This window comes from Rhodanobacter sp. Col0626 (assembly GCF_049994385.1).
GTDB lineage: Bacteria > Pseudomonadota > Gammaproteobacteria > Xanthomonadales > Rhodanobacteraceae > Rhodanobacter.
On the sequence record NZ_CP188260.1, the window covers coordinates 471185 to 492530 of the forward strand.

19 protein-coding genes are annotated in these 21346 nt (G+C 64.3%); 7 read left to right on the plus strand and 12 right to left on the minus strand.

Annotation, left to right across the window (positions count from 1 at the left end; genetic code table 11):
• Positions 1-86 precede the first annotated feature (86 nt).
• The 4 genes from ttcA (at position 87) to ACPPVV_RS01900 (ending at position 4157) form a co-directional block, all read left to right on the plus strand.
• Entirely contained in the window at positions 87-944 is an 858-nt protein-coding gene (ttcA, locus tag ACPPVV_RS01885) for a tRNA 2-thiocytidine(32) synthetase TtcA (RefSeq protein WP_426701790.1), read from the plus strand.
• A 39-nt stretch (positions 945-983) separates the two neighbouring features.
• Positions 984-2186: an aromatic amino acid transaminase gene (locus ACPPVV_RS01890; RefSeq protein WP_426701791.1), complete on the plus strand. Its 1203-nt coding sequence runs from the start codon at positions 984-986 to the stop codon at positions 2184-2186.
• Positions 2187-2354: 168 nt separating this feature from the next.
• Positions 2355-3272, plus strand: coding sequence for a recombination-associated protein RdgC (locus tag ACPPVV_RS01895; protein ID WP_426701792.1), 918 nt, complete (start codon positions 2355-2357; stop codon positions 3270-3272).
• A gap of 114 nt (positions 3273-3386) precedes the next feature.
• Positions 3387-4157 (plus strand): M48 family metallopeptidase, encoded by a 771-nt coding sequence (locus ACPPVV_RS01900; RefSeq protein WP_426701793.1) that lies wholly within the window; start codon positions 3387-3389, stop codon positions 4155-4157.
• Between the two features lie 110 nt (positions 4158-4267).
• Here the strand turns inward: ACPPVV_RS01900 and ACPPVV_RS01905 are convergent, their stop codons facing one another.
• From ACPPVV_RS01905 to ACPPVV_RS01935, 7 genes are all read right to left on the minus strand, one after another.
• Complete coding sequence (locus tag ACPPVV_RS01905; RefSeq protein ID WP_426701794.1) at positions 4268-4810, minus strand: sterol desaturase family protein; 543 nt, start codon at positions 4808-4810, stop codon at positions 4268-4270.
• Positions 4811-5014: 204 nt separating this feature from the next.
• The gene (locus ACPPVV_RS01910; protein ID WP_426703143.1) at positions 5015-5959 is read right to left on the minus strand and encodes an alpha/beta fold hydrolase; all 945 of its coding nucleotides are present in this window, start codon (positions 5957-5959) and stop codon (positions 5015-5017) included.
• 189 nt (positions 5960-6148) lie between these two features.
• On the minus strand, positions 6149-8008 hold the full coding sequence (locus ACPPVV_RS01915; protein WP_426701795.1) for a M1 family metallopeptidase: 1860 nt from the start codon (positions 8006-8008) through the stop codon (positions 6149-6151).
• A 74-nt stretch (positions 8009-8082) separates the two neighbouring features.
• Positions 8083-8724 (minus strand): glutathione S-transferase family protein, encoded by a 642-nt coding sequence (locus tag ACPPVV_RS01920; protein ID WP_426701796.1) that lies wholly within the window; start codon positions 8722-8724, stop codon positions 8083-8085.
• Positions 8725-8833: 109 nt separating this feature from the next.
• Positions 8834-9310 (minus strand): DUF2269 family protein, encoded by a 477-nt coding sequence (locus ACPPVV_RS01925; protein ID WP_426701797.1) that lies wholly within the window; start codon positions 9308-9310, stop codon positions 8834-8836.
• Complete coding sequence (locus ACPPVV_RS01930) at positions 9307-9504, minus strand: DoxX-like family protein (RefSeq protein WP_426701798.1); 198 nt, start codon at positions 9502-9504, stop codon at positions 9307-9309. Before ACPPVV_RS01930 ends, ACPPVV_RS01925 begins: the two co-directional genes overlap by 4 nt.
• On the minus strand, positions 9456-10598 hold the full coding sequence (locus ACPPVV_RS01935) for a complex I NDUFA9 subunit family protein (protein WP_426701799.1): 1143 nt from the start codon (positions 10596-10598) through the stop codon (positions 9456-9458). Before ACPPVV_RS01935 ends, ACPPVV_RS01930 begins: the two co-directional genes overlap by 49 nt.
• A 262-nt stretch (positions 10599-10860) precedes the next feature.
• Between ACPPVV_RS01935 and ACPPVV_RS01940 the strand changes: the two genes are divergently transcribed.
• A complete protein-coding gene (locus ACPPVV_RS01940; protein ID WP_426701800.1) occupies positions 10861-13032 on the plus strand; it encodes a hypothetical protein in 2172 nt (723 codons plus the stop codon).
• 15 nt (positions 13033-13047) lie between these two features.
• On the opposite strand, the gene pip is transcribed toward ACPPVV_RS01940, so the two are convergent.
• The 3 genes from pip to ACPPVV_RS01955 all read right to left on the minus strand — a co-directional run bounded on the left by pip (position 13048) and on the right by ACPPVV_RS01955 (position 16462).
• Positions 13048-14001: a prolyl aminopeptidase gene (gene pip, locus ACPPVV_RS01945; RefSeq protein ID WP_426701801.1), complete on the minus strand. Its 954-nt coding sequence runs from the start codon at positions 13999-14001 to the stop codon at positions 13048-13050.
• A gap of 239 nt (positions 14002-14240) precedes the next feature.
• On the minus strand, positions 14241-15941 hold the full coding sequence (gene acpA / locus ACPPVV_RS01950) for an acid phosphatase (RefSeq protein WP_426701802.1): 1701 nt from the start codon (positions 15939-15941) through the stop codon (positions 14241-14243).
• Positions 15942-15967: 26 nt separating this feature from the next.
• Positions 15968-16462: an Lrp/AsnC family transcriptional regulator gene (locus ACPPVV_RS01955; protein ID WP_426701803.1), complete on the minus strand. Its 495-nt coding sequence runs from the start codon at positions 16460-16462 to the stop codon at positions 15968-15970.
• 121 nt (positions 16463-16583) lie between these two features.
• Here ACPPVV_RS01955 and ACPPVV_RS01960 point away from each other — a divergent pair, with 121 nt between their 5' ends.
• Positions 16584-17513 carry a DMT family transporter gene (locus ACPPVV_RS01960; protein ID WP_426701804.1) on the plus strand — a complete coding sequence of 310 codons (930 nt, stop codon included), beginning with the start codon at positions 16584-16586 and terminating at the stop codon, positions 17511-17513.
• 85 nt (positions 17514-17598) lie between these two features.
• Here the strand turns inward: ACPPVV_RS01960 and ACPPVV_RS01965 are convergent, their stop codons facing one another.
• Together ACPPVV_RS01965 and ACPPVV_RS01970 are read right to left on the minus strand one after the other, a co-directional pair.
• Entirely contained in the window at positions 17599-18582 is a 984-nt protein-coding gene (locus ACPPVV_RS01965; RefSeq protein WP_426701805.1) for a FecR family protein, read from the minus strand.
• A gap of 10 nt (positions 18583-18592) precedes the next feature.
• Positions 18593-19135, minus strand: coding sequence for an RNA polymerase sigma factor (locus tag ACPPVV_RS01970; protein ID WP_426701806.1), 543 nt, complete (start codon positions 19133-19135; stop codon positions 18593-18595).
• Between the two features lie 473 nt (positions 19136-19608).
• Between ACPPVV_RS01970 and ACPPVV_RS01975 the strand changes: the two genes are divergently transcribed.
• The gene (locus ACPPVV_RS01975; RefSeq protein ID WP_426701807.1) at positions 19609-21231 is read left to right on the plus strand and encodes a M4 family metallopeptidase; all 1623 of its coding nucleotides are present in this window, start codon (positions 19609-19611) and stop codon (positions 21229-21231) included.
• Positions 21232-21346 lie beyond the last annotated feature (115 nt).

The window sequence follows — 21346 nt, forward strand, 5'->3', positions numbered from 1 at the left end:
GGTTTTCCTAGTCTACCGCCGTTTGCCGGTTCGGAAGCCGGGCGCTGGCCCGCTACAATGGGGATTCCTTTCGCCGATTGGCCGTCATGTCCGTCCAGTTCGACATCCCCCGTTCGTCCGCTGCCGAAACCGGCAAGCTGGCCAGTCGCCTGCGTCGACAGACGGGTCAGGCGATCGGCGATTTCGGCATGATCGAAGACGGCGACAAGGTGATGGTGTGCCTGTCCGGCGGCAAGGACTCGTACACCTTGCTGGACCTGCTGCTGCAATTGCAGGCGAAGGCGCCGGTGCGTTTCGAGCTGATTGCGGTGAACCTGGACCAGAAGCAGCCGGACTTCCCCGAGCACGTATTGCCGGAGTATCTGACCGCGCGCGGCGTGCCGTTTCACATCATCGAGCAGGACACCTACAGCACGGTGACCCGGGTGATCCCTGCCGGCAGGACCATGTGCAGCCTGTGCTCGCGACTGCGTCGCGGCGCGCTGTACACGTGGGCCGCCGCGAACGGCATCACCAAGATCGCGCTCGGCCATCATCGCGATGACATCCTGGCCACGTTCTTCCTCAACCTGTTCTACCAGGCGCAGCTGAAGGCCATGCCGCCGAAGCTGCGCTCGGACGATGGTCGCCACGTGGTGATCCGGCCACTGGCCTATTGCCGCGAGAGCGACATCGCCGAATACGCGACGCAGCGGCAATTCCCGATCATCCCGTGCAACCTGTGCGGCTCGCAGGACAACCTTCAGCGCCAGGCGGTGCAGCGGATGCTCGCGGAGTGGGAGAAACTGCAGCCCGGGCGCAGCGAGAACATCTTTCGTGCGCTGGCGCACGTGTCGCCTTCGCATCTGGCCGATCGCCAGCTGTTTGATTTTGCGCTGGGCGCCGCTTCCGCCACCGCATGGCCGGTCGACGCAACGGGTGAGACCGTGGCCGCGCAAGCTTGAACATTCCGTCCCCCTTCCACTGCCTGCCGAGTAACCACCGTGTCCTTCTTTGCATCCGTTGAAATGGCCCCGGGCGATCCGATCCTGGGCTTGACCGAGACCTATCTGGCCGACCCGCGTCCGGGCAAGATCAACCTGGGCGTGGGCATCTACGTCGACGAACAGGGACGCATCCCGCTGCTGCCGACCGTGCGCGAGGTGGAGCAGGCGTTGGCAGCGGCGGCGAAACCGCGCGGCTACCTGCCGATCGACGGCCTGGCGGCATACAACCAGCTCACCCAGGGACTGGTGTTCGGTGCCGGATCGGAATTGCTGGCGGCCGGCCGGGTGGCCACCGCGCAGACCATCGGTGGCAGCGCCGCGCTGCGCGTGGCCGCCGACCTGTTGAAACAAGTCAGCGGGGCGGGCGCGAAGATCGCGATCAGCAACCCGAGCTGGGGCAACCACCACGTGGTGTTCCGCACGGCCGGCTTCGAGCTGCTGGAATACCGCTATTACGACGCAGCCAGCCACGGCCTGGATTTCGCCGGCATGCTGGAGGATCTGGGCAAGCTGGAACCGGGCACTGTCGTGCTGCTGCATGCGTGCTGCCACAACCCGACCGGTGTCGATCTGGACGCCACGCAGTGGCAGCACTTGATCGAGCTGCTGAAAGAGCGCCGGCTGCTGCCTTTCATCGACATGGCCTACCAGGGTTTCGACCAGGGCACCGATGCCGATGCCACCGCCGTGCGCCTGCTGGCGGCATCCGGCATCGAGGCATTCGTGGTCGTCAACTCGTATTCGAAATCGTTCTCGCTGTACGGCGAACGGGTCGGCGCGTTGTCGATGGTGGGTGCCGATCGCGACGAAGCCGCGCGGCTGTTGTCGAAGATCAAGCAGGTTATCCGCACGATCTACTCCAGCCCGTCCACGCATGGCGCGGCACTGGTGGCCGGCGTGCTCGGCAGCACGGAATTGCGTGCCCGCTGGGAACAGGAACTGGGTGGGATGCGTTCGCGCATCCATGCCATGCGCGCGGGTTTCGTGGATCGGCTGGCCGCGCTCGACGCACCGGATTTCAGTTTCATCAACCGGCAGGCCGGCATGTTTTCCTACTCCGGCCTGAGCAAGGCCCAGGTGCACCGGTTGCGCGATGAGTACGCCATCTACGCGCTCGACAGCGGGCGCATCTGCGTGGCGGCATTGAACGAGGCGAACCTGGATACGGTAGCCGCCGCGGTGGCCGCCGTCACCCGCTGATGCGTTGTCGATCATTACATCAGTCCACATACTGTTCGCCCTGAGCGTAGGCCCGAAGGGTCGAAGTCGAAGGTTGTCGTACCGTGACCTTCGACTTCGCTGCGCTACGCTCAGGGCGAACGGCGAGTTGAAACATTGCCTACGGGCTTCATTGAATCCGGATACCGAATGTTCTTTCGCAACCTCACGCTGTTCCGTTTTTCCCCCGCTGTCGCCAAGGATCTGGACCGTCTCGACGAGGCGCTGGCCGAGCACCGGTTGCGTCCATGTGGGCCGATGGAAATGTTCACCAAGGGTTTCGTGCCGCCGGTCGGACGCGGTGAGAACGAGCCGCTCACGCATGCGGTGAAGCAATGCACCCTGCTTACCGTAGGTGGTGAGGACAAGCTGTTGCCGGCCGCGGTGATCAACGACGAATTGCATCGCAAGGTGCAGAAGATCGCCGAGGAAGAGGGCCGCAAGGTCGGTGGCCGCGAGCGCAAGCGGATCAAGGAAGACCTGCTCAACGAGTTGCTGCCGCGCGCCTTCGTGCGCAATTCGCGCATGTCGGCCTATGTCGACAAGAAGAATGGCTGGCTGGTGCTGGACACCTCCAGCCGCAAGTCGGCCGAGAACGCGCTGACTCAGGTGCGCGAGGCGCTGGGCAGCTTTCCGGCGGTGCCGCTGGCGCCGGAGGAGGGCCCGCGTGTGCTGATGACCGACTGGCTGTCCACCGGCAACCTGCCGGCCGGGCTGACCTTGGGTGACGAGTGCGAGCTGCGCGACCCGGCCACCGCCACTGGCGCCATCGCGCGTTGCCGCCGGCAGGATCTGGACGCCGAGGAGGTCAAGGAGCACCTGCGCAATGGCAAGCAGGTGTTCATGCTGGGCCTCACCTTCGACGACCGCATCAGCTTCGTGCTGGGCGAGGATTTGATCGTCCGCAAGCTGAAGTTCCTCGACGTGGTGATGGACGAACTGGGCGACAGCCAGCAGGACGCCCAGGCTGAGCTGGACGCCAGTTTCGCCCTGCTGACGCTGGAACTGGAGCGGTTGCTGGGCAAACTCGAAGAATGGTTCGGGTTGCCGCGTCCGGCCGATAGCTGAACGAAAAATCCATTCCCGTTTCACCGACCGGCGCGCCATACTGGGCGTCCGGTCGCCTGCGAGCGTCCGGATTTCCCGATTGATCGGAACCGCCCGGCAAGCACAGGCAGGATCATGACGCAGCATCTGGAAGGCGATTGGCTGGAATTGGCGACGGTAGGCGGCAGCACCATCCGGGTGCTGAAGGCCGCTCATCCGCGCGCGCGCCGGCTGCGCCTCACCGTGACGCCCAAAGGCGCGCGGGTCACTTATCCGCATGGCACCCATCCGGCACAGGTCAATGCCTTCCTGCGCAGCCATGCCGACTGGCTGGAGCAGAAGCTCGACGAGCTGAACCTGATCGTGAAGCCGTTGCCCCCGCTGCGCGTGGGCTACGCCTGCAGTTTTCCCCTGCGCGGTGAGCTGGTGGAGCTGGATTGGGTCGAGGGTACCTATCCAAAAATCGAGGTGCAGTCGAACGGGTTGACCCTGGTGATCCCGCGCCCGCATACCCGCGCGTTGCCGATCGCCCGCGGGTTGCTCGCGTCACACCTGGAAACGCTGATTCGGCGCGATGTCTCGCGCTGGCTGGCCGGTTACGTGCCGCAGCTGGGGCTGGCGCCCACCTCGCTACGGATCCGCCCGATGAAAAGCCTGTGGGGCAGCCTCGACACCCGCGATCGGATCAATCTGGATCTGGCGCTGGCGCTGGCGCCGCCGGCGGCACTGCGCTACGTGCTGGTGCACGAACTCTGCCACCTCAAGGTGCGCAACCATTCGCCGCGGTTCTGGGCGCAAGTGGAAAACCTGTTTCCGGATTGGCGCGAACAGCGCGACTGGCTGCGCCAGCATGGCGCCATCCTCAAGTCGGAACTCGATCGACTGATCGCCGACGTGGCTGACTGATCGCCACCGCGGCCCTGTGGGAGCGACTTCAGTCGCGAATGCTCTGCATTCAGCCAACGGCAGCCCGGGGCATCGCGACTGAAGTCGCTCCCACATGAGGGGGCGGGGTTTCAGCTTTTCCTGGGCTGGCGCACGTAGCGTGTGCCCAGCAGTACATCCCACAGTGGCGTGGTGACGCCGAAATTGCTGCCCGGGTGATAATGGTGCACGTGGTGGGCGCCAGCCCAGCGCCGCAGCAGCGGCTGCTTGAAGCGCACGTGATGGATGATGAAGTGGCTCAATCCATAGACCACGTAGCCAAACGTGATGGCCCCGGCCATCAGCAGGGCAAACCCTGTCGGCATGATCAGCGCGAATACACCCGCCAGCACCAGCAATACCGCCGCCGGCAGGAAGAACGGCAACGAGTCGTAGCCGAGCGGTTGCTCGTGGTGCGTGCGATGGCCCTGTTCGAACAGCGGAACCCGCGTATGGAACATCCAGCGATGGAAGAAGTACTCGATGAAGCTGAAGGCGAACAGCCCCAGCCCAAGTGCGAGCAATGCAACCAGCGGACCTCCGGCATGCCGGCGCCAGCCCTCTGCCACCAGCAACAGGCCCAGCGCGACGTCCAGGCCGAGCTCAGCCCAGTAATTGGTGCGTGTGGCGGACATCCGCACAATCGCATCCACCCCTGAGCGCAAGAGACTTTGCTTCATCGGCTGCTGCATCGTTCCGTTTTCATGCGCGTGGACACCCCGGGTCGCAGGGCACATAGCGCCATTCTCCCATGTTGTCACACGCAATTCACAATAATGTGCCCATGGCGCACGGGTCCGTTCAGTATCGCTTTCGGGGGGCCGAAAGGCGCTGGCCGTTCAGTGCGACAACGTGAAACCGGTAAGAATTTGCGCGGTCTGCTCGGGCTTTTCGATCATCGGCATGTGATTGCAGCCGTTGATCGTGCTGGTACTGATCGCGCTGGCGGCGGCCAGGCCGTTGCGCAGGCTGTCCAGTGCCGACAAACCGACGATCTTGTCGTCGTGACACCACAAGCCGAGTACCGGCATGGTCAGCTGCCCGAGCCGGTTCTGCACGGAAAGATATTGCGCGGGCTCACGCAGCTCGTTGAAGGTGCGCTCGATGAAGTCATGGTCGCGCTGATTGCGCTTCACCAGCACGTCGACGAAACGGCCGGGCAGGTCGAGCGGCTTTTCGAACGCCAGCGACGTGGCGCGCTCGAAGCCGGCGCGATCGTCGTAGACGAAGGGGTTCTTGCCGGCCATCGCGGCGCGGGAGAAATCGGACTCGGCGGTCTTCAGGCCAAAGGCGTCGACCAGTGCGAGTTCGGCGACGTGTTCGGGGTGTTCGCTGGCGTACACGCCGGCGATCGCGCCGCCCATCGAATGCCCGACCAGCACGAAGCGCTGCAGTCGCAGGGTTTGCACGAACGCATCCAGGCGCACCGCCTGGGCGTCGATGTTGTAGCTCGCGCCGGCATCGCGCGAGGACTCACCCCAGCCGGGGAGATCGGGAATGATCAGGTGGAAGTGCGGCGTGAGCAGCTTGGCCACCTCCAGCCAGACCTCCTTGTCCGCTGAAAAACCGTGTAGCAACACGATGGTCGGACCGTCGCCACCCTCGTAGTAGACCCAGCGGGTGTCCCCGGCCTGCACCGAATGTGTCTCCAGGTGCGCCGCCATCGCCTCCCGCTTGAAGTTCGCCTGCATCAGCCACTGCGGCGCGAACAGGTAACTGCCGCCGAACACGATGACCAGCAAGGCAACCAGCCACGCCAGGAATTTCAGCCTGCGCAGCAACATGCGTTTCCAGAGTGGGGTGGTGGTGTTCGTCGATGGGGGCATGATGGCTTCTTGTCAGTCTTGGCGGGGTCGCTCCCTCTCCTGCAACGCAGGAGAGGGTTGGGGAGGGGTAGCTTTTGCTCTGGATTGAAGATCCAGAGCGCTACCCCCTCCCAACCTCCCCCTGCCTTGCAGGGGGAGGCGCCGCAGTTATTTCGCTTTCTTCGCCTTGGCGATGATGCCCTCGACCACCTGCTGGGTCAGCGGGTGATAGCCGGATTTCGCCTTGGCATAGACCTGCTCGGCGTAAGCCAGGCCGTCCGGCGTTTTCACGAAGGCCTTGTACAGCGGGGTGGTCAGGTAAAGCCGGCCGATGCGCGTCATGTGTTCGGCGGCCGCCGTCCAGACGGCCTTGTCGCCGGCGGCGATGGCGTGGCGGTACCAGCGCATGCCGATCTCGGCGTTCGGCGTGCCGGTGAGGTGCCAGGCGCTATCGAGTTGCTGCATTTTTTCCAGTGGCGGGGCATCCGGCAGGCGGTCGAGGAAGTACATCCATTCCTGGGTGTTCCAGGCCTTTGCATCGAGCTTGTCGGCGGCCAGCTTGTCGGCGAGGAAGTCGCTGCGCTCCTTGTCGATGGTGTTGAAGCGCGGCGAGTCGGGCAGCGGCGCATCCTTCGGGATGCCTTCGCCGTAGACCCAAGCCTTCACCTCGTCCCAGCTCATCTTGCCCGGGTACTTCTCGATCAGGTTCGGCTTCATGTAGTCGAGCATCTGCTCGGTGGTGATGCTGTGCCAGGCGAAGTGGTCGAAGTAACCTCTCTGGTAGGCGTCGAACGCGTCGCGGCCGAAGCGTTGCTCAAGCGTGCGCAGGAACCATGAGCCCTTGTCGTAGACCACGTCCGACAGCGCATCATCCGCGCCGACGCCACGCGGATCGGGCGCCAGCTTCTGCGAGTTCGCCGGCATGTGGCCGATGCTCTTCTGCAGTGCGCGGGCCGACAGCAGTGCTTCCTCGTCGGCCAGCGCCTTGCCGTACACCGCCTCGGTGATGCGGCCCTGCACATAGGTGGTGAAGCCCTCGTTGAGCCAGCCGTCGCGCCAGGTCGCATTGGTCACCAGGTTGCCGGACCACGAATGCGCCAGCTCGTGCGAGATCACCGAGGCCAGGCTCTTGTCGCCGACCACGATGGTCGGCGTGGCGAAGGTCATGTTCGGATTTTCCATGCCACCGAACGGGAACGACGGCGGCAGCACGATCAGGTCGTAGCGGCCCCAGCGATAGGGGCCGTACAGCTTCTCGGCCGTGGCGATCATCTTTTCGGTGTCTTCGAATTCGCGCGCCGCCTTGTGCACCATCGAGGGCTCGGCGTACACCGCGCTGCGCGGGCCGGTGGCCTCGGCGTCGATGCCGCCGGCGGCGATCGCCAGCAGGTAGGAGGGAATCGGGTGCGGCTGGTCGAAGCTGAAGTCGCCGTCGAGCGGATGCTTCGCATCGTTGATCGCGCTCATCACCACGCGCACGTCCTTCGGTGCGTGCACATGCGCGTCATAGGTGATGCGAATCGCCGGCGAGTCCTGCAACGGCACCCAGGAGCGTGCGTGGATCGACTCGGACTGCGAGAACATGAAGGGCAGTTTCTTGTCGGCGGTCTGCTCTGGCGTCAGCCACTGCAGGCCAGACGCTTTGGGCGAAGTCGTGTAGACGATGCGCACCTGCGCCGGATGCGTCGGCGTGGCGATGGTCAGCTTGCTGCCGAGCTGCTTGTCGCGCGGCGCCAGCGCATATTTCAGCGGCGTACCCTTGCCGTCGGCGCCGAGCGCTTCGATTCTCGCGATCTTCAGGTCGCGCGTGTCCAGCACCAGCGAGGCGGCCTTCGGATTCTTCCAGTCCAGCTTCAGCGTGGCCTTGCCATCGAGCTGCCTGTGCGGGAAGTCGACTTTCAGATCGAGATCCAGATGCGTCACCACGACCTGATCGGGTTGCGCGTAGGAATTCGAGTCGTTGGCGTTGGCGTTGGCGGCCAGCGGCAACATCAGCGTGCCGAAGGCGAGGGCGGGCAGAAGGCGCATGGAGAACTCTCGAGCCGGAAAACCCCGAGTATGCCATTGCCGTCACATGGCTCGCCCGTGACGAAAGCCGTGGTCTACGGCAAATCCCGCGTCGAATGCGGATCGATCGCATAGGAATGCATGGTGGCAAGAAACCCCGGCTGGGTCTCGACCCGCGCGACCCAGGCACGAAAATGCGGATATGGCTGCAACGACAACCCGGCCTCTTCGGCGCGGCTGGCGTAGGCGAATATAGCCATGTCGGCAATCGAGTAACGGTCGCCAGCGACGAATGATCGTGTTGCCAGCTCGTTTTCCAGCATGCCCAGCGATCGTCCCGCGGCGCTGCGCCTGGCCTCGATCATCTCCGCCGAACGTCGTGCCAGCTTGCCGGTCATTGTCCAGTGGCGCAGCGAACCGATCACCGATTCCACCCGCTCCTGCTCGAAACAAAGCCATTGCGCGACCTTGGCGCGTCCGAACGCATCATCCGGAAGGTACGGCGTACCTTCGGCCAGATACAGGAGGATCGCGTTCGACTCGGCCAGCACGCGGCCGTCCTCCAGCCGGATCGCCGGCACCGTGCCGGTCGGATTGACGCGCAGGAACTCCGTCGTCCGGCCTTCGCCTTCGAAGATGCTCACCGGCACCGAGTGATACGGCCGGCCGAGATGATTCAGCAGCAGGCGCACCTTCCAGGCGTTCTGCGAAGGCAGGTAGTCGAACAGGGTGAGCATGACGATCATCCGGTGGAATCGGGGAGTCACAGTTTTGTCGTGGCCACCTTTTTGCGATATCCGATTCTTGCGCCGTGATGGCACGGGCTTGCCGTGAATCCGATGGTGCTCAAGCCCACAATGTCGGCTTGGCGATCATCAACCAGAAAATGGCAATCACCGCGAAAAAGGCAGGCCATCCCAAGGCAAACCACAGGCGCATGCACCGATGGTAGGCCGGCGGCAGGACCGTGCCGCTGCGCAGTGCCGTATTGGCAAGATTTCGCGCACGCCATTGCAGCCACACCACCGGCAACCAGCATGCGCCGGTCACCAGATACAGCGCCGCGGCAACCTGCAGCCAGGGGGTATGCAGGTCGAAACCCATCAGTCGCATCAACAAGTAGCCTGACAATGGCTGCACGATCACCGCCGGCGTGGTGAAAAACAGGTCCGCGCGAACCGTCAGTCGTGTCGCTACCGCAATGGCGGCAATCTGGCCGCTGCGATGGGTGAACCACATGAAGAACGCCGTGCCCAGTCCGGTCCCGAACAACAGCGTGGATGAGAGGATGTGCACCGTCTTCAACAGCACATAGGCATTCATCGACGTTCTTCCGTAACCAGCAGGATCACCAGGGCGCCGAACAGCGGCAGGTTCTTCAGCAAGCCACCAAGCGGATCCAGCCAATGCGCGGGCCACAGGATGCCGATGCCCAGCGTGTAACCGACCAGCATCGCCAGCATCAACGTCAGTACGACGCGAGGACGCCAACGCAGCAGACAAAGCACGCCGAGCACCAGGTCAGCGCTGCCAGTGACTCGGGCAAGACCAAGCAAGTATCGGCAGAGAGCGAGCTTCCTGGTGCCGAAGCCATCACCGCAGCCACCGGGGTCAGCCATCCGATCACGCCGGAGCCGAGCCATGCCAGGGCGGTCAGTACGCGCAACGCAGGCAGCCAGAAATACAACCGCGCATGCCAGCGATCCTGGACGTGGCTCGGCGCTTCATCGAGCGCACGCAGCAGTCGTCGTGGCAACAGATCGAGGCGTTCGCGCAGGCGTGTTGTCGCATCGGGTGCGCCGATGTTGCCGCGTTCCAGCATTCGCGCCATGGTTTGTCCCAACGGGCCGTTACCCATGCGCTCGCCGATCGCGGCGGACACGCGGACGAGGCGGGCGGGAACCGCGAGGACGCGTGCAGGCCTGAAACCAAGCCAGCGCCGCCAGGCCAGCAGATAGTCATGCAACGTCAGCACGTCGGGTCCGACCAGTTCGATCACCTCGCGGATGCACTGCGGACGCGAAAGTGCGGCGGCGACCGCCGCGCCGACATCTTCCGCAGCAATCGGCTGTACCTGTTGCTGGCCGTGACCGGGCAGTGGCAGTACGCCGGGCAGGGCGGCCAGCCCGCGCAGCAGGGATGTGCCGCCGTACGAACCGCGTGCGCTATAGACAAGCGAAGGACGCAATACCAGCCAGTCCAGTTCCAATGTCGCCAACGCATCGTCGCAGCGATGCTTGGAAGCAATGAACTCGCCATCCGCGGCGCTGCCCAGCGCAGAAATCTGGATCACCCTTCGTATGCCGTGCTGCCGACAGGCTTGGAACAAGGCAAGCGGCGCCTGTTCATGGATCGCAGCGAACGTGTCGTCGCCATGCTCGCGCAGGATGCCAGCGCAATTCACCACGGCATCGATGTCCTCGAGACGGGGCAGCCAGTCTTCGCTGCGGCTGTCGTGGGCCATGTCGCACGCTACTGCGGCTAGTCCGGAGAAGCGCGAATCGCGCCGCGCATTTCGCACGGCGCAGACGACCTGGTGACCGGCGGCCGTCAATGCTGCGACGATGTGCGCACCGATGAAACCGTAGGCGCCGGTAACCAGAACACGCATGGAAAATCCCCGATGATCAGCGGCATGGCCTTACGCGCCTGCATTGCAGAGCGGCATGACGGTTGCGATCGACGGCTCTGGCCAATCGTTCGCGGCGGAACGTCGAAGTATGCCATCGCCGCCTCCGGCGGACGCCGCTTCAGCTCATGCATGTCGTTTTCTCCCGGCTTGGGTGCATGCTCCACCAGCCCATCACGCCAAGCTCGCCATGCTGAACCATGAACCCCGCGAACCGAGCCTGATGCGCACCTTGCCTGTACCCATGCGTCGACTACTGTGGCTGGTGGGCGTGCTGTATGTGCTGTACCTGATCATCGGCAATGTTTTCCTCAACAGCCCGATGGCATCGTCCACGATCAACCGCAAGCCGGAAACGTTTCATGCGCAGTGGGCGTGGGCGTGGACGTTGTGGCCGGGGCAGATACATGCGCATGATTTGCAGCTGCATGGACATGCACGCCAACTGTTGTGGAGCGCCCAGGGCGAGTCGGCGGGTGGACGGATCATGTTGTGGCCGCTGCTTCGGCGCGAACTGCGCTTCGGCCAGGTCCGCACGTCGGCGGTGAAGCTCGATATTCAGCCGACCAGCGTCGACCACAAACCACCGCCCTGGCAAAGCGACGCCTGGCACGTCACGGTCGATCGGGTCAGCACGCTGTCGTTGCGGCAAGTGCGCATGGGCGATCTGGTCGCCGACGGCGATGGCAAGGCCGAACTCGGCTTTACGCACCAGTTGCGCGGAGGAGCGACGGCCATTTTTCCTTCGCGCGTATGGATGCCCAGGGCGAGCGTGCACTATCGGCAGCAGGAATTGCTGCACGACGCCAGGCTCGATGTCCATTTTGCGTTCGATCCTTTCACCCATGAGTTGCCACCGGGCTGGAAGAAGCTTGAGCGGGCGAAGATCCATGTGGTCGCGGAAGGCGCGACGCCGGCGATAGCGCTAGGTGCCGACAAGGCCGGCACGCGCGCCGCTGCACAGTCATCGCTGAAGGGTCATCTGAGCGCCGACTTCTCGCTTGACCACGGCACTTTGGTACCTGACGGTCGACTGCAATGGAACGCGCCGGTGGCGATCACCGATGCCGACGGCAAGCAGGAGCAGCGCCGCGGTCAGCTCGATCTGGCGGTGCAGCCCGCTGCGGTAGTGATGCACGCGCGGATTCCGCCGCCACCGGGTATCGATAGCAACGCCGCGACGAACCAACTGGAGGCCCACCTGCAGTTTGCCAGTCGGCGGGTGTTGCCGTGGCGTTCGACCAGCGAGGCGCTGCGGCTGCTTTCCGGCAACGTCGACGGTCGCTGGCATTTCGCTTCGCTGGACTGGCTGGCGCCGTTGACGATGTCCAAGCCCTGGTTGCGACTGGACGGCTCGGGCGATATCGCCGGTGCCTTGCACATCGAGGGCGGTCACCTGCAATCGGATACGCATGTCGAGGTGCCGCAGGTAGCGCTGGTGGCGAACATCCTCGACAACGTATTCGCCGGCAGCGCGCAGGCGAAGGCGCGTGTCGTGGCGGCGCCCGGTGGCGGGCGATTGCTGGCGGATCTCATGGTGGATCGTTTCACGCTGGCGCCGCGCGACGCACCGGGGCAGGCGTATCTGCGCGGCCGGGCGTTGCAGGTGAACCTGCGTTCGTCCGACGACCTGGCCAGGTTGCGCCAGCTGTTTACCGCCCGGCTTCATTTTGACGATGCGCAGATTCCCGACCTGCGCACATACAACCGTTACCTGCCCGGCAAGAGCCTGTACTTCCTGCAGGGCACTGGCTCGATGTCCACCGACTTCACGCTCGACGGCAACGGCGATGTCAGCGCGGGACGCATGCAGATGAACAGCACGGCGGCACGACTCGCGCTGGGTGTGTCGCGCCTGCGCGGCAGCCTGTCGCTGGATACACGGCTCGATCGCGCCAAGAAGCGCGCGGGGCATGCGTTCGATCTGCAGGCATTCACGCTCGGCCTGGATGGCGTGCGCGTGGAAGGGTCAAGCGCGCCGCCGTGGTGGGCCAAGGTGACCCTGCAGCACGGCCGGCTGGACTGGGATCGCCCGATGCGCCTGCGCGGTGATGCCACGATCGTGATGAAGGATGTCGGCCTGTTGCTTTCGCTGTTCGCCGATCGCAGTGCATTCCCCAAATGGATCACGAACGTGATCAACGATGGCCAGGCCACCGCACACGCCAGGATCGAGGCGCAGCGCGGTGACTTCATCCTCGACCACCTGGTGGCAAGCAACAAGCGGGTCGACCTGTTTGCGCACCTGCGCATCAGGGATGGCCAACCGAACGGCGATCTCTATGCGCGCTGGGGTGTGCTGGGTCTGGGTGTGGCATTGGCGGACGGCAAGCGCGACTTTCATCTGCTGCATGCGCAGCGCTGGTACGAGGCACAACCGGACCTGATCCCCGCCGAGGCCACCTCGCCCCATTGAGCGGGGCGGCGTGGCTTACGCATGGCGGTCGGCCAGCCGGTCGGTCGCCTGCACCAGTTGATCGACGATCGCCGGATCGGCGGCGCTGTGACCGGCCAGCACCACGTGCAGATCCGCCTCCGGCCATGCCTGGCTCAAGTCCCACGCACTCTTCATCGGGCAGATGATGTCGTAGCGGCCTTGCACGATGGTGGCCGGAATGTGGCGGATCCGGTCGACGTCGCGCAACAGCTGGTCGGGTTGGAGGAAGATCGCGTGGCGAAAATAGTGCGCCTCCATGATGGCCAGGCTGACGGCCTTGTGCGGATCCTCGAAATCGCCGCCGCCATCGGGATCATGGACCAGCGTCGTGCTGCCGCCTTCCCATGCGCTCCATGCTTTCGCGGCGTCAAGGCGGGTCGCTTCGTCTTGACTGGTCAGCCGGGTCCAGTACGCGTCCAGCATCGAAGTGCGCTCATCGGCCGGGATGAAATCCACGAAGCGCGACCAGCGTTCGGGAAAGATCTGCGAGGCGCCGCCGTCGACTTCGTTGAACCAGCGCAGCTCCGGTGGACGGCCCAGGAAGATGCCGCGCAACACCAGCCCGAGCACGCGCTCCGGATGTGTCTGCGCATAGGCCAGCGCCAGCGTCGAGCCCCACGAGCCGCCGAAAACCACCCAGCGCTCGATGCCCAATTGTTCGCGGATCTTCTCGATGTCGGCGACCAGGTGCCAGGTGGTGTTGTCGATGAGTTCGGCGAACGGCGTGGACTGGCCGGCGCCGCGCTGGTCGAACAACACGATGCGGTAGCGTGCCGGATCGAAGAAGCGGCGGTGGTAGGGCGATACGCCGGCGCCGGGACCGCCGTGCAGGAAGACCACCGGCAAGCCGGCGGGATTGCCGCACTCTTCCACGTGCAGTGTGTGGCGCGCATCGACCGCGAGTTGATGGGTCCGATACGGTTCGATCTCGGGATAAAGCTCGCGCATGGGATTCCTGGGCGTTGTGCTCCCTCTGCTCGTCGGGGAGGTTGGATCGGAGATGCAGCTTACGACGCGGGTTGGTGGTTCCCCAATCCCGGGGGGCTTCTTGTGGAGGTTCGTCGCGGCTTGAACCCCATCCCTACCCTGCGGAGCAGGGGAGGGTATACCGGCGGCGATGGAGTTTCGGGTGGCCGGCTTTGCTCCTTCCCCTGCGCGCAGGGGAGGCTGGGAGGGGTGGCTCTTGCTCAGTCGAACTGCAATGCCGCGGTGAGATCACCCGGCGGTGGTCCGCCGGCGGCGATCATGGCGGCATCACGCAGCTTGAGTCCTGGCAACTTCTTCAGCCCGAAGCGGCGCGTGAGGAAACGCAGGATCGAACCGGTGTCGTAGATCGTATGGTCGACGAAGCCTTTCTTCGCGAACGGCGACACGATCAGCGCGGGAATGCGTGAGCCGGGCCCCCAGCGGTCGCCCTTGGGCGGCGCCACGTGATCCCACCAGCCACCGTTCTCGTCCACCGTGATCACCACCAGCATGTGCGGCCACTGCGGACTCTTCTGCAAGGCATCGATGACCTGTGACAGATGCTCGTCACCCGCGGCCACGCTGGAATAGCCGGCATGCATGTTGAGGTCGCCCTGCGGTTTGTAGAACGACACCGGCGGCAGCGTGCCGGCTTCGATCGCGGCGATGAAGTGATTGCCCTCGGCGGTGCCGCCGATGCCCGCGTCGCGCAGGTGTTGCTGGCGCGCCGACGTGCCAGGCGCGAATCGACGGAAATAGTTGTATGGCTGATGGTGGATCTGGAAATTCGGCACTTCCGGAAACACGTGATGGTCGCCGTCGCCATGGCCCTCCAGCGCCAGTTTCCAGCCGCCGGCATACCAGGCCCAGTCCACGCCGGCTTCCGACAGGACGTCGCCGATGGTCAGGTGGACCTGTGGCGGCAGAGTGGTTGGATCATCGGCGTTGGCCAGCTGCGGGTTTTGCTTGTCGTGACTGAACGCCGGCGCATAGGCCGGGCCCATCGTATTGACGGCCCAGAAGTCCGGCGTGAGCGCGTCGGGCGTGGCGAACTTCGAGCGGCCCTGCATCGCGCTGGCCGGTGAGTCGTCGGCCAGTCGGGGACGCACCCCGGTGGGATCGTCGCCCTCGAGGGTGGCGACCTGGAACTTGCCCGGCCGTTGATCGGCATCTGGATAGAACGGCGGTTGCGCCGCGGCCAGGTACTGATGGTTGAGGAACGAGCCGCCGAAGGCGCCCATGAAGAAGTTGTCGCACAAGGTGTACTGCTGCGCGAGCTGCCACAGACGCAGGTTGGTGGCGCTGTCGGCGTAATGGCCCATCACCAGTGCACCGGAATTGCCCCAGGCGACGAAACCGTCGTTCTTGCCGCCGTTGATCTGCAGCTGGTTCTCGTAGAAGCGATGCACCAGGTCGCGCGTGACCACGCCATGCGGCAGCGGCGCGCCGGCGGGGGTGCGCAGCGCGAACGGCTGGTTGGGCAGGTCGGTGATGGCGTGTACGTCGATCTGGTAATGCTGGCCGTCCACCGTTTGTGCGTGAGGCACCAAGCCGCCCCAGATCGGCGGTAGCGTGGTGAACAGGTTGCCGTCGCGATCGCGCTGCGGATACCGCGTCGACTGCGGATCCTGCAGCGGCTGAGCCAGCCCCGGGAAGTCGGCGAACAGGTTGTTGAAACTGCGGTTCTCAGCGTACAACACCACCACCTGCTGGATGTGCTGGCGCAGCAGCGCGTCGAGTTCGGCGGCAGGCATATCGTGCGCGCCCGCGGTCGCCGAGCGATGATCGCCGAGCGGACTGCAGCCGCCAAGTGTCAGCGCCGCACCGGCGAAGGCCATGCCGCCGAGCAGGCGGCGGCGCTCGGGGTTGGAAGGCGCCTGGTCGGTTGGGACAGGAAGTTTGTCGGTGGGTTTGTCGGTCATCGGATCGGATGCTCTCGGGGATGGGATCAATCGTTCGACAGGGCGCGCGCGGCGTTCCACATCGCGCGGGTCAACGGACGGTTTTCGTGCGGCGTCTGCAGCACGATCAGGGTCGTGGTGCTGTTGCTCGCACCGGTCTTGAGCAGGCGGTCGAGCACGGACTCCAGGTGGCTGATCGACATCGCCACCACGTGCAGCAAGGCGGCATCCTCGCCGGCGAGCCGGCGGCATTCCAGTATCTCGGGGATGTCCTCCACCAGCGTGCCGATGCGCGCGCAGGTGATGCCGTCGCTGCGCAGCCGGACCATCGCGCTGATGCTGTAGCCGAGCCGCTTGGGGTTGACCGTGGCGCGATAGCCGGTGATGACCCCGACTTCCTCCAGTTGCTTCACCCTTTCGGCCACTGCCGGTGCGGACAACTGCACCTTGCGGCCCAGCTCCGCATAACCCAGGCGTGCGTCCTGTTGCAGCGCCTCCAGCAGCTGCCAGTCTTTGCTATCCAATTCGGGTTTCGATTCCAAGGCGGGATCACTCGTAATTGCTTCGATCGTTGGCGAAACATCGTGAAAACGATTCGATGCATTATTCCCCGGTGTGACCGGCAAGACTAGGATGCGCACTCCCCCGTACTGGAATCCATCCATGGATACCGTTGATCGTCTCGATGGCCGCGCCTTGGTCGCCATCGCGATTGCCCTGCTCACCTGGTCCTCGGCGTATGCCGCGATCGCCTATGCGTTGCCGGCATTTACGCCTGGCGAGGTGGCGTTTGCGCGATTGCTGATCGGTTCGTTGTGCTTCGCCGTGTTGCTGAAGGTCAGGCGGGTGCCGCTGCCCTCGCGTCGCGACTGGCCGCAACTGGCCCTGCTGGGCGTGTTGGGACTCACCACGTATCACCTGTGCCTGAATTATGCGGAGACGCGCATTGCCAGCGGCACCGCGTCGATCCTGATTTCACTGGTGCCGGCGGCCACCGCGGCGGTATCCGCTTTCTGGCTCGGTGAGCGGCTGGCGCGGCGGACCTGGATCGGGCTCGGCATGGCGCTGGTGGGCACCGTGCTGGTGGTGCTGGCCAGCGGCCAGCGCGTGCAAGTGGATCCGAGGGCCTTGCTGGTGCTGGTTTGCGTGATCGTCTCGGCGATCTACTTCGTGGGCCAGAAGGCCTTGTTTGCGCGCAACAGCATGCTCGGCGTCACCGCATTCACCTTCTTTGCCGGCACGCTGGGTGCGCTGCCGTTCGGCTGGCAGCTGCCGCAGGCCCTGGCGACGGCCTCGTGGCCGCACATCGGCGCGCTGCTGTGGCTGGGTATCGCGCCGACGTTCGTGGGTTACCTGGCGTGGAACATGGCGGTGGAACGGGCCTCGGCGTCACGCGTCAGCAGCTTCATCTATCTGTCGCCGCCGATCGCGCTGCTGATCGGTTGGCTGTGGCTGCATGAGGTACCGAACGCGTTGATTCTGCTCGGTGGCGCGATCACCGTCGGTGGCGTGGTACTGGCCAACGCGCGGCGGCGACCGGTCGTGGCGCCGATCGGTCCGGTCGCGCCGGTCGAAGCACGCGAACGATGCTGAGAGGCTTCGCCGGAGCGCCTTCGGCGTGGGTTATCCGTGGACAATGATCCTGGCCCGATTCACTTCAACGCACGTTGCCAGTGGTCTACCGCTGGATGCTGATTTCTTCCGGACCGGTTCGCAAAGTCCGCAGTTGCCAGCCGTGTTCCAGCGACTTGACCAGCGTTTCCTGGTCGCCGGCGTGGATGCTGCCGCTTACGCGCAGTGAAGCCAGCGAGGGATCGGCTATGCGCAGCTTGAGTGCCGAGTAGCGGTTGGCCTCGATCAGCAATTCGTCGAGGCGGCGCTCATGAAACACCAGCTTGCCGCGTGGCCAGCTTTGCGCGGCATCGACGTCGAGTGCCTCGGTGGGACCGGCATGGCCGTCCACGCCGACCAGCAGTTGTTCCGACGGTGCGAGCAGTCGATGCCATGCCTGACCGTCGTGTTTGCCGGTGATTTGCACCTGTCCCTCCAGCAGTCCGATCTCGACGCCGCGCACGTCGCGACTTACCTGGAACGTGGTGCCGATATCGCGGATCGTGGCATCGCCGGCCTGAACTTCGAAGGGCCGGCGGGCATCGGCGGCGACGGTGAATTCGGCGCGGCCGCGTTCGAGTTTCACCACCCGTCGGGCATGACCGAACTGCACCGCGACCGAGGATCCGGCATCGAGTTGCAATCGGGTGCCGTCGGTGAGGGTGATCGTCTGTGGGGTCGTGGTACTGGCGTAATGGATTTCCGGCACGGCACTCTGATACCGATGGATGGCGAGGCCAAGCGCACCGACCAGCACGGCAGCGGCGGCAGCGGAAGCCGCGATCCATCCGAAACGAGGGCGCGTATCTGCACCTTGCCGCTTCGCCGCGCGGGTTGCCGCGCGGATCAGCGGGTCATCGGCCAGCTGTGCGGCGGTTTCGTGCAGGTATTCCGCTTCGGCGAAATCGTCGGCGTTGGCGGCGTCGGCCTCTCGCCACCTGGCGAACGCGGCCTTGTCCTGCGCGCTGCAGTCGGGGGCAAGCAATCGCGCCAGCCACGCCTCGGCCGTCTCGGGAACCGCATTTGGACTATCGGATCTGAAAGATTTCATGACGAGTCGTTTAATCTTCGGAGGCCATGGTGACGCGCAACAGGACCAGTGCTTTGCTGATGTGTTTTTCCACCGCCTTGACGCCAATGCCGCAATGGCTGGCTATCTGGGGATAAGTCATGCCTTCAATGCGATGCAGTAGGTACATTTGACGACAACGTGTGGGCAGGCGGAGCAGGGCGCGTTGCAGTCTTGCCAGCTCCTGTTGTGTGGCGATGCGTTGCACGTGCCCCGGTTCCAGTGATGCCATCTCATGGATGTTTTCGTCCAGGTGGACGCACTGGATGTCCTGACGGACACGAAGCTGGCGCAAGCGATCATTGTGAACATTGATGGCGATGCGATAGAGCAGCGGAGCCCAACTGGCGGGGTCCCTATCGCGGTAACGCATCAGCCGGATCAGGCTCTCCTGGACAATATCCTCCACGTCTTCATCCGAGGTGATACGTCGGCGCAGGTAGCTGACCAGTTCAGCGCGCTGCTGCCTGACAAATGCCTCGAATCCCGCCGGCATGACGGGGGGCACGCCGTTATCGGCTGACTGCTGTCCCATCTGTTGCCACCACTCCTGTGTGCGCCTGTGACATCAATCTAGCGCAACGCGGGACGTAGTGCGCAAAAAACAGGGAGTGTTGCCCCCGCATCCTTGCGGGAGACTGGTGTGTGCCGATCCGTTTTCACGGACCCGGCCGAACAGAAACAGACGCAGGGGGGCCACATCGTTCCTGGACAGCAGCGGGCGTCCTGTCCCGTTGCTACCCCCTTTAACGTGTTTGCCGCCGATCCCCCTACCTCCGGACACCATATTTTCGACGTGGCTGCGATGGCCTCCTTCGTTCGAGACGGGCAGATGGCGCCGGGAATGCCGATTTAGGAATAATTCCTAGGGGGGTGAGATTCTTCCGGATCGTTCTTTACGGGTACGCGGAGCGACGTGCCTGGCCGTGCGCAAGGTGTGGTCAGCAGCACGTCATCCCAGGCCATTCGGCATTCGCCGACGCAAACAGAACGATCAGAGGAATACACATGTCACGCACGAACCTGACTGCCGCATTGCTTGTTGCGCTGGGCGCAACGATGAGCACTTCCGCGCTCGCCGGCTCCGTTCTGTCGGTCAACGCGGGTCATCTTGGCAAGGCCAGGCCTGTCGAGCTGGCGTCCAACCTCAACCTGGGCATCGGTGCCTCATTCCAGGCCACGCGTTCGCAGGTGGTCACCCAGCGCGGCACGGTGAAGACACGCGAACAGCAGATTTTCAACGGCGTTCCGATTTATGGCCGTACCGTGGTGGTCGAGCGCGATGGCGCCGGCAATGTGCTTTCGGTACGTGGCGTGGCCGAGAAGAACATCGGCACGGATCTGGCCTCGGTCACGCCGAAGCTGTCCGCGGCGCAGGCGCAAGCGGCGGTGCTGAAGGCACGGGGCGTTCCCGCGGGTCTGGCGCCGACGGACGAGAAAGCCGAGCTCTTTGTCTATCCCGCTACGAGCGGCGCAAAGGCTCGCCTGGTCTATCTGGTCTCTTACGTGCTCGACAGCGGCAATGGCGCCTCGCGTCCCACGGCCTTCGTCGACGCCAACAGCGGACAGATCATCGCGCAGTGGGAGGGCATCACTTCCGGTCGCCTGCCCACTCCGACGCCGGCGACCAACGTCAACGTCGAGGCCGCCGGCATCGGTGGCAACGCCACCGTCGGCTCGTATTTCTATGGCGACGGAGGCACCGGTCATGACCCGTTGCAGGTCCAGCGCAATGGCCTGACCTGCTACATGCAAAACGACCGCATCGTGACCTACAACATGGCCGGAGGAACCGCGCGTGGCGTGGTCTGGTCGTTTCCCTGCGCCAAGGCGCCCTATGCAAGCAGTGGTGACAGCATCAACGGAGGCTTCTCTCCCATCAACGACGCGCATCACTTCGGCGGTGTCGTGCATGACATGTATACCGAGTGGTTCGGCGCGCCGCCGCTGATCAACCCCGATGGCTCGGAAATGAAGCTGGTGATGCGCGTGCATTACGGCGTCAACTATGGCAACGCGTTCTGGAACGGAACGTCGATGACGTTCGGCGACGGCAATGGTGTGAATGTTGAACCGTTCGTCATGCTGGATGTGACCGGGCACGAGATCAGCCACGGCTTCACCGGCCAGCACTCCGGCCTCGAGTACACCGGGCAGTCCGGCGGCATGAACGAAGCGTTCTCGGACATGGCCGGCGAGGCGGTGAAATTCTTCGATCGGGGCAGCAACGATTTCCTGGTCGGCGCCGATTTCATCGTTCCCGGCACCGTCGCGCCGGGCGGCCTGGCGGCTTTGCGCGACATGTGCACGCCGAGTCGCGACGGCAGCTCGATCGATACCGCCGATGAGTTCACGGCAGACATGGATCCGCATTACTCCAGCGGCGCGTACAACCGTGCGTTCTGCGTGTTGGCGAAAACCGAAGGCTGGAATACGCGCAAGGCATTCGAGGTTTTCCACGATGCCAATGCCGTGGCCTGGCAGCCCGACGAGACCTTCGACGGTGGTGCGTGCGGGGTCGAGCAGGCGGCCACCGACCGCGGCTACAACGCTGCGGACGTGACGGCCGCGTTCGACGCGGTGAAGGTCGAGTGCAAGCCAATCGCTCTGAGTGGTGGCTCGATCCGTTGATGAGCCTGGTGCCGTCGCGACGTTCATTTGCGTCGTGATGGCCAGGGTCCGGATTGAATTCATGCCGCAAGTTTTCCGCTCTTGGCGGTGGACTGCATCACCACGGCGGCTACGC